The sequence below is a fragment of the Nioella ostreopsis genome (assembly GCF_004000255.1).
Taxonomy (GTDB): Bacteria; Pseudomonadota; Alphaproteobacteria; order Rhodobacterales; family Rhodobacteraceae; genus Nioella; species Nioella ostreopsis.
In genome coordinates this window covers 323,158-330,278 of sequence record NZ_RCIQ01000002.1, presented here as the reverse complement: position 1 = coordinate 330,278, position 7,121 = coordinate 323,158, and the positions used below count along the sequence as shown (strand labels likewise).

7 protein-coding genes are annotated in these 7,121 nt (G+C 61.9%); all 7 read left to right on the top strand.

Annotation, left to right across the window (positions count from 1 at the left end):
* Nucleotides 1–236: 236 nt before the first annotated feature.
* Nucleotides 237–434 carry a hypothetical protein gene (locus EP237_RS04180; protein WP_071688839.1) on the top strand — a complete coding sequence of 66 codons (198 nt, stop codon included), beginning with the start codon at nucleotides 237–239 and terminating at the stop codon, nucleotides 432–434.
* 206 nt (nucleotides 435–640) lie between these two features.
* On the top strand, nucleotides 641–868 hold the full coding sequence (locus EP237_RS04175; RefSeq protein ID WP_127558417.1) for a pilus assembly protein: 228 nt from the start codon (nucleotides 641–643) through the stop codon (nucleotides 866–868).
* Between the two features lie 174 nt (nucleotides 869–1,042).
* Nucleotides 1,043–1,864, top strand: coding sequence for a Flp pilus assembly protein CpaB (cpaB, locus tag EP237_RS04170; protein WP_127558415.1), 822 nt, complete (start codon nucleotides 1,043–1,045; stop codon nucleotides 1,862–1,864).
* Between the two features lie 205 nt (nucleotides 1,865–2,069).
* The gene (locus EP237_RS04165) at nucleotides 2,070–3,485 is read left to right on the top strand and encodes a type II and III secretion system protein family protein (RefSeq protein WP_127558413.1); all 1,416 of its coding nucleotides are present in this window, start codon (nucleotides 2,070–2,072) and stop codon (nucleotides 3,483–3,485) included.
* 16 nt (nucleotides 3,486–3,501) lie between these two features.
* Nucleotides 3,502–4,107: an OmpA family protein gene (locus EP237_RS04160; protein ID WP_127558411.1), complete on the top strand. Its 606-nt coding sequence runs from the start codon at nucleotides 3,502–3,504 to the stop codon at nucleotides 4,105–4,107.
* Nucleotides 4,108–4,324: 217 nt separating this feature from the next.
* Nucleotides 4,325–5,647 carry a CpaE/TadZ family protein gene (locus EP237_RS04155; protein ID WP_127558409.1) on the top strand — a complete coding sequence of 441 codons (1,323 nt, stop codon included), beginning with the start codon at nucleotides 4,325–4,327 and terminating at the stop codon, nucleotides 5,645–5,647.
* 10 nt (nucleotides 5,648–5,657) lie between these two features.
* Nucleotides 5,658–7,121 carry a TadA family conjugal transfer-associated ATPase gene (locus EP237_RS04150; RefSeq protein WP_127558407.1) on the top strand — a complete coding sequence of 488 codons (1,464 nt, stop codon included), beginning with the start codon at nucleotides 5,658–5,660 and terminating at the stop codon, nucleotides 7,119–7,121.

The following is a 7,121-nucleotide window of genomic DNA, read 5'->3' as shown; positions in this document are numbered from 1 at the left end:
TCCCGGCCGCAGCCGACTAAGTCGCTGATACATATGCTTCTTTAAGGGGCTACGCTATATGCGTGGCCCCTTTTTCGTTTCCGGATCATTGACGATCGGGGTTTTCTGTTTCCCAATTACTGCCGCATTTTGTCCATAATTGCGCATTTCTGCCGCATTTTCGCCTCAGTTCGCCGCGATCTTGCCATGGTCTGCTCGGGATGCTGCCACATCCCTTAAACCCTGGAGGATCTGCCATGCGTGCAATTGCTCGCCTGAAATCGTTTGCCCTTTGTGAATCTGGTGTCGTCACCGTCGATTGGGTCGTGCTGACCGCTGCGATGGTTGGTGTCGGCCTTGCGGTGACCAACACGGTCGCTGCCGGTCTGGAAGACCTGTCCAACGAAATCCGCACGCAGTTGGAACGTGACCACATCGTCGAAGAATTCAACTGATGCCTTCGGTTCCTCCCTGCCAGGTGGAACCGGTCAAATTCGCCTAGATCTTTAGGGATTTGGCGTCGCGCTGTCCCTGCTCTGCCTTGTTTCTGCCCTGTCCGGGGGGCCATTGTCCCCCTGCCCCTCAGAGGGTTCGCGACAGAATGCGCTGCTTACCCGCCCAATTGCGGGTCACTTCCAACAAGGCAAAGCAGGAGCACGCCATGTCCATGAAATCCCTTACGTCTTTTCTGTCCGACGAGTCGGGTGCCGTCACCGTTGACTGGGTCGTCCTGACCGCTGCGCTGGTTGGCCTCGGCCTAGCCGTGATCTCGGTTGTGTCGAGCGGTCTTGAGAATCTTTCCGGCGATATCCAGACACAGCTGGAAGCCGACCACGTGACCGCCGGGTTCTCCAGCAGCACGACGACAACCACGACCACGACCGACTAAGGCGCTCTGCGCCCGCCTGAGGGGCCGCTGGACGGCCCCCCGGGCCGCGGTCCGTGCCGACAGATGGTCGAGAGCCGACCATTCTTTTGCCCAATTTCTTTGCAAGGATCAGCCTGATGAGAGCATGTCGGCACTGACCGGCATGCCAGGCAGAACAAATCGAGGGGCAGTAGCATGCGAGTCATATTCGGACTTGTCCTTATCATAGGCATTGGCCTCGCGGGCTTTGCGGTCTACGTGGCAAAGGACCGTTTCACACAATACCAGGCCGCGCTGGAATCGCAGCGAGGCGAAATCGTGCCGACAACCACCGTCTATGTCGTGACGCGGCAGGTTCGCTATGGTGAACAGCTGCGGCCGCAGGATGTGCGGGCCATCGAGTGGCCCGAGGCATTCGTCCCGTTTGGCGCGTTCACAAGCGCCGAAGACCTGTTTCCGGAAGATGCGGATGAACCGCGCACCGTTTTGCGCGTGATGGAACGCAACGAACCCGTTCTGGTATCGAAGGTCACCGCCCCCGGCGAAGATGCCGGCGTCGCTTCGCGGCTGGAACGCGGCATGCGCGCTTTTGCGCTGCGCGTCGACGTGGCCAGCGGTGTGTCCGGTTTCCTGCGTCCCGGTGACCGGGTGGACGTGTACTGGACCGGGGTCGCGCGCGGAGAGAACGTGACGCGCCTGATCCAGGCGTCGCTGCAAATCATCGCCATCGACCAGACCGACGACCAGGACCGCACCAACCCGACCATCGCCCGCACCATCACGGTCGAGGCGCCACCGGACCAGATCGCGGCTTTGGCCCAGGCCCAGGCCACAGGTAGCCTGACGTTGGCGCTGGTCGGTGTCCGCGACGACACGGAATCGGACACGATCGAGATCACGCAGGATACCCTGCTCGGGGTGCCCGATAACCCCGTCGAAGCCGGCCCACGGATCTGCACCGTCCGCAATCGTCGCGGGGCAGAGGTCATCGTGACCCAGGTCCCGTGCACCAACTGATCCACCCGACCCCGTCTTTCGGCCCCCATCATCTTGGGGGCCGTTTGCCGTTTCGGCCCAAGACTGGGTCATCGTGCTTTCCCGACAACATGAATATCGGCCTGCAAGATGCTGATTCTTGCGCCAGAAAGCGTTTTCGGGCATTGTGCACCGAAAGGGGCCGTCAGAGCCCACCCAAAAACGTGATCAGAGAGGCAGGATCACAATGAGCATTTTGCGCCATATCTGCGCCGTCCTTATGGGATGTGCGCTGGTCGTATCAATACCGACGAGTTCGCATTCACAGGCCCTCCGCGTGTTGGAAGGGGCCACATCCGCAACGTTGCGCGTGCCGATGAACCGGGCCGTGGTGGTCGAAAGCGAGGCGCTGTTTGCCGAACTTTCCGTAGCGAACCCCAACATCGCCGATATCGCGACGCTGTCGGAACGCACGATCTACGTGCTTGGCCGCGCACCGGGGCGCACCACGATGACGCTTCTCAGCGTCGAGGGGCAGCTCATCGCCAATGTCGAGATCCAGGTGGTGCCCGACCTCGCGGAATTCCGTGAACGCCTGCAAGAGATCCTGCCAAACGAAGAAATCGAGGTGCGCACCGCCAATGACGGTATCGTGCTCTCTGGAACCGTGTCGTCCGGCCAAGTGCTCGACCGGGCACTTGAACTGGCCGGCCGGTATGCACCGGGCCGGGTATCCAACATGATGATGGTCGGCGGCAGCCAACAGGTCATGCTGCGGGTGCGCTTCGCCGAAATGTCGCGCAGCGTCAGCCGCGAGCTTGGGGTCTCTCTGGGTGTCGCAGGAAGCGCTTTCGGCGGCGATGGCGGCGCAACTCTTGGCACCGGCGGTCAAAATGCAACTGGCCCTGTGAGTTTTGGCATCGGACAGGCTCTCCCTGCCAATGTGGCTGGCCGGAGCGGGGCGCTTGGGGTCAGCTTCGGCACCAACAGCCTGCAATTATCCGTGATGCTGGAAGCGCTGGAAGCCAACGGTGTCGTTCGCACGCTGGCAGAACCGAGCCTCAGCGCCCTCTCTGGTGCCACCGCGACCTTCAATGCGGGTGGCGAATTTGCCGTTCCAGTTCAGACAGAAAACGGCGTGTCGGTCGAGTTTCGCCCGTTCGGCGTGGTGATGCAGTTCACCCCCACGGTGGTCTCGGACGAAACCATCAACCTGCAACTCTCTGCTGAAGTATCTGCAATCGACTCCACGCTGTTGAACACCAACTCCGGCGTTCCTGGCCTGCGCACCCGGTCAGCCTCGACCACGGTGGAAATGCGTGACGGGGAAAGCTTTGCCATCGCCGGGCTGCTGCAGGACGATTTCCGCGATTCCATCGGCCAGGTGCCGTGGCTTGGCGATATCCCGGTTCTGGGCGCGCTGTTCCGTAGTGCCAGCTATCAGCGCGAACAATCCGAACTGGTGATCATCGTCAGCGCGCATCTGGTGTCGCCGACGCGGGGCGAGGCGCTGGCGCTGCCAACCGACCGCATCCGCATTCCCACGGAAAACGAGCTGTTCCTGCTTGGCCTCACCGCCGGGCGCGTACCTGATGCGGGCACCCCCGCAGGCGATGTCGCGCAACAGGATTTCGGCGGCTCCTACGGCTATGTGATGGAGTAAGACCATGGGACTTCCGATGAAAACACTCCTTCTGGCCGGTGTCGCGGCGCTTGCGCTGACCGGCTGTGACCGCATCCGCAATGTGGGTGAGGCTGGCAGCTTCATGGACGAAGGCGGCTTTGGCGACCCGACCATGAACAACATTCTGGTGATGACCGGGCAGCGATCCTACGTCGAAGAGCTGTCGACCCGCTTCGCACAGGAAGTTCCCACGACGATCAACTTCGCCTTCAACAGCGCCGCGCTCGATTCCCAGTCCCGTGCCGTTCTGCGCCAGCAGGCCCAGTGGATCCTGCAATTCCCCGAGGTGCGTTTCAGCGTCTATGGCCATACCGATCTGGTCGGGTCCGACGCGTATAACCACAGCCTTGGCCGTCGCCGCGCACAGGCTGCCGTGAACTACCTCGTCAGCCAGGGAATCGCCCGCAGCCGCCTGGAAGCCCTTGTGTCGCTTGGGGAAACCCAACCGCTCGTCGCCACCCAGGACCGCGAGCTGCGCAATCGCCGGACGGTCACCGAGGTCAGCGGTTTCGTGCAGAACGACCCATTGGTTCTGGACGGACGCTACGCCGATATCGTCTATCGCGCCTATGCCGGAGCGCGCACCGGGGGCGGCGGCTGATCGCCCTCCCGACCGCACAACCCCGGGGAAATACCCAATAGTTTCGGTTTTTTGGTCGTATTGTTGCCCAACTTGAGGGCCACACAGAACATCGGAGGCAGAGTGGCGAGGTCCTGATCGAGCGGGAATCAAGCCTGACCTTCCGGTAAGCAGCACTTCTGCCGCGACCGAAACGACAACCGACCCGGACAAATCCGGGCATTCCGGGGTATAAACGATGAGTGGAGGCCTTGCGCTGAAATCGACTCCTGCACCGATCGTGGCATGCACCATTGCCCGCGACGTTCAGACGTTTGATTTGCTGATCGACGATATCGAGGCCGAACTGGGCGAAGCCTGGGGCGACCTCAATTTCATGGAGGCACAAGCCTTCTTCGTGCAGCCAGAGGCGGACGACCTTGAATTCGTCGCCGTGGCTGTCGATGACGAGGATGAGCAGGATATCGAACTGATCATCCGGGTGATCGAACAGGCCAAATCCAAGGGCGTGAAGGTCATCCTGATTGCTGAAGACGTCAGCCCGCCGATCCTGCACCGCCTGCTGAACGCGGGCACCGATGATTTCGTGCCCTACCCGCTGCCGGAAATGGCCTTCCACCAGTCGGTGGAACGGATTCGCGCGGGTCAGTCCATCGCGGAAGCCCCGGCCGCTGAACCGGCTGCCGCGACGCCTGCCGCGCCCGCAGCTGCTGTTGCACCGGAAGCCGCCACACCGCCAGAACCGCAGGCCCCGGCCCAGATTCGCACGCCAACCACCAGCATGGGCGACCGCGTGGTCTTCGCCGTGCAAAGCATGGCGGGCGGCACCGGCGCTAGCACCCTGGCCGTCAACTTGGCGTGGGAGATCGCGACCGCGGACAAGAAGAACCCGCCTTCGGTCTGCCTGATCGACCTCGACCTGCAATTCGGCTCGACCTCCACCTATCTGGACCTGACACGCCGTGAAGTGATCTTCGAAGTGCTGTCCGAGGCGCAGTCCATGGATGTGGACGCCTTCAAGCAGGCGCTTCAGACCTATGACGGCAAGCTGTCGGTCTTTACCGCACCCACCGACATCCTGCCGCTCGACCTGATCGGCCCGACCGAAGTCGAGGCGCTGATCAAACTGGCGCAGGAATGCTTTGACGTGGTCATCGTCGACATGCCCACCACCATCGTGCAATGGACCGAAACCGTGCTGAATGCAGCCGATGTCTATTTCACCACGATGGAACTGGACATGCGCTCCGCCCAGAACACGCTGCGATTCATCAAGGCGCTTCAGGCCGAGGACCTTCCGATCGACAAGGTCCACTATGTGCTGAATCGCGCGCCCAAGGGGCTCGACATCAGCGGCAAGAGCCGCGTCAAGCACCTCGCGGAAAGCCTGAATATCGAGCTGAACACGCAACTGCCAGATGGCACCAAGCAGGTCACCCAGGCCTGCGATCACGGGACCCCGCTGGCCCTGTTTGCGAAGAAAAATGCGCTGCGCAAGGAAATCGCCAAGCTGGCGAAAACCCTGCATGACGCAATCCGCGCCGAAGCAACGGCAGGCTGAGGAGCGATAGATGTTTTCCCGCTACAAGAAAAACGGCACCGCCAGCCCTGTTCACCCGGCCCTGACAACGGACCCGGAACCAAGTGCCGGAACCTCTGGCCCGGCGGCTGGCGGCGACTCCGCCCCCAAGATCGCGCGCAGACCCAAGCAAAAGCCGAGCGTCGCCCCGGCAGAACCGGTCGCCCTCGACAAGGAGGCCAAGCGCCGTGCCCGTCTTGACGAGATCAAGACCGAGATGCATTCGCGCCTGCTGGACAACCTGAACCTGTCCGCGCTGGAAAAGGCCAAGGAAAGCGAACTGCGCGCCGAAATCAACTCGATCACCAATGACGAGCTGACGGATATGGGCGTGGTTCTGAACCGCGAAGATCGGCAGACCCTTCAGACCGAACTCTTTGACGAGGTCACCGGCCTCGGCCCGCTGGAGCCGCTGCTGAAAGACGACACCGTCAACGATATTCTGATCAACGGCCCCTTCAATGTCTTCATCGAACGGGCGGGCAAGCTGACAAAATCGGATTGCCGGTTCAAGGATGAACGCCACCTTCTGCGGATCATCGACAAGATCGTGTCCGCCGTGGGCCGCCGCGTCGATGAATCGAACCCCTACGTGGACGCCCGTCTGAAAGACGGCTCGCGCTTCAACGCGATGGTGCCGCCCGTGGGTGTGGACGGCTCGCTCGTCTCCATTCGTAAGTTCAAGAAGGACAAGCTTGGCATCGACGACCTGGTCAAGTTCGGCGCGTTCAACGAGGAAATGGCCGCCTATCTGCAAGCCGCCGTTGCCACGCGTCTGAACGTGATCGTGTCGGGCGGGACGGGCTCTGGTAAGACGACAACGCTCAATGCGCTGTCGTCCTTCATCGACAATTCCGAACGCATCCTGACCATCGAGGACACGGCGGAATTGCAGTTGCAGCAGGAACATGTGGGCCGGATGGAAAGCCGCCCGCCGAACGTGGAAGGCAAGGGCGCGGTCACGCAGCGCGACTGTCTTCGCAACGCCCTGCGGATGCGCCCTGACCGGATCATCGTCGGCGAAACCCGCGGCGAGGAAGTGATCGACATGCTTCAGGCCATGAACACGGGCCACGACGGGTCGATGACCACGATCCACGCCAACTCCGCCCGCGATGGCGTCAGCCGCCTGGAAAACATGATCGCCATGGCCGGGATCGAAATGCCCATCAAGGCCGTGCGCAGCCAGATCGCCTCAGCTGTGAACCTGATCGTGCAGGCCAGCCGCCTGCAGGACGGCAGCCGCCGCATGGTCTCGATCACCGAGGTGACGGGCATGGAGGGCGATGTGATCTCGATGCAAGAGGTGTTCCGCTACGAACGTCTCGGCCTCAAGCCCGACGGCACCATCATCGGCCGTTTCACGGCCTGCGGGGTGCGGTCGCATTATTCGGAACGTTTCCGCCAGTGGGGCTATGACCTGCCGGCCTCGATCTATGAACCCGCGGGGGACTGA

What these genes read in the sequence shown, in the direction of transcription:
- EP237_RS04165 (WP_127558413.1), top strand. Translation starts at nt 2,070, where the DNA reads ATGAGCATTTTGCGCCATATCTGCGCCGTCCTTATGGGATGTGCGCTG.
- EP237_RS04175 (WP_127558417.1), top strand. Translation starts at nt 641, where the DNA reads ATGTCCATGAAATCCCTTACGTCTTTTCTGTCCGACGAGTCGGGTGCC.
- EP237_RS04155 (WP_127558409.1), top strand. Translation starts at nt 4,325, where the DNA reads ATGAGTGGAGGCCTTGCGCTGAAATCGACTCCTGCACCGATCGTGGCA.
- EP237_RS04180 (WP_071688839.1), top strand. Translation starts at nt 237, where the DNA reads ATGCGTGCAATTGCTCGCCTGAAATCGTTTGCCCTTTGTGAATCTGGT.
- EP237_RS04150 (WP_127558407.1), top strand. Translation starts at nt 5,658, where the DNA reads ATGTTTTCCCGCTACAAGAAAAACGGCACCGCCAGCCCTGTTCACCCG.
- EP237_RS04160 (WP_127558411.1), top strand. Translation starts at nt 3,502, where the DNA reads ATGAAAACACTCCTTCTGGCCGGTGTCGCGGCGCTTGCGCTGACCGGC.
- cpaB (WP_127558415.1), top strand. Translation starts at nt 1,043, where the DNA reads ATGCGAGTCATATTCGGACTTGTCCTTATCATAGGCATTGGCCTCGCG.